The organism is Nocardiopsis sp. TNDT3, assembly GCF_003427465.1.
Classification (GTDB): Bacteria; Actinomycetota; Actinomycetes; order Streptosporangiales; family Streptosporangiaceae; genus Nocardiopsis; species Nocardiopsis dassonvillei.
The window spans coordinates 1-1,084 of sequence record NZ_QPFC01000586.1; the positions used below are offsets into that span (position 1 = coordinate 1).

Sequence of the window (1,084 nt, forward strand, 5' to 3'; positions counted from 1 at the left end):
GTGCCGGGCGGGCGGGCGCCCCGGCACCGACTAGCGGGGTCCGGACCCGGCGGGTCCGAGGCGTGCGGTCAGGCGCTGGAGCGCGCCGTGGATTCCCAGGGGCCAGAAGCGCAGGACGAGGATGAGGACCACGCCGAAGAACACGATCGGGAGGTTGTTCTCCGCGTCGCGGCTCAGGCCCAGGGCTCCGGCCAGGTCGGCGACCCAGACCTCCAGGTAGACGATGGCGACCGCGGCCCACAGCGCGCCCCACAGGCTGCCGATGCCGCCCAGGACGAGGGCCGCGAGCAGGGTCAGCGACAGCGCGAGGGTGAAGGTGCTGGGGGTCGCGGTGCCGAGCACGTAGGCCTGGAGGCCGCCCGCGAGGCCGCCCGCCGCCGAGGCGATGACGAACGCGACCACCTTCGTCGTGCCGACCGGGATCCCGGCCATGGCGGCCGCGGTCTCGTCGTCGCGGATGGCGCGCATGCGGCGGCCCAGGCGGCCGGTGGAGACGGTGGCCAGCACGGCCAGGCCGATCACCACGGCGGTCCACACGACCAGTGCCTTCCACTCGCTGTCGGTGACCAGGCCCTGGAGGAGGGGCGGCGCGCCCGCCGTGCGGATGTTGAGGCCGTTGCTGCCGCCGAGGAGCTCGTGGTAGCGGTGGGTCAGCCCGGGCAGGCCGACCGCGAGGATGAGGGTGGCCCCCGCCAGGTAGGGGCCGTGCAGGCGTGCCGTGGCCGCGCCGACCGCGATCCCGGCGACGGCGGAGGCCCCCGCGATGAGCAGCAGGTTCACCGCCAGGGGGAGCATGGGCTGGTACAGGACCAGCAGAGCCATCGTGTAGGCGCCGATCATCATGAACGCGCCGTGGCCGAGGGACACCTGGCCGCTGCCGCCGACGAGCAGTTGCAGCCCGGCGACGGCCAGCATGGTGTAGCCGACGGCGGCCACGCGCAGCGCCGTGAGGTCTCCGGTGGCCAGCAGCAGCGCGGTGACGGCGGCGAGTCCGAGGCCGGCCAGGAGCAGGTGGCGCAGCGGCGCGGGCAGCGCGCGCCACCGGCCGCCGGAGGCGGCGGACGGGTTCGGGGGGTGGGGGGCG

1 protein-coding gene is annotated in these 1,084 nt (G+C 75.6%); it reads right to left on the minus strand.

The window, feature by feature from the left end:
- Positions 1 to 30 precede the first annotated feature (30 nt).
- The coding region (locus DQW06_RS14990; protein WP_232833027.1) for a branched-chain amino acid ABC transporter permease at positions 31 to 1,084 on the minus strand (1,054 nt) is incomplete at its 5' end.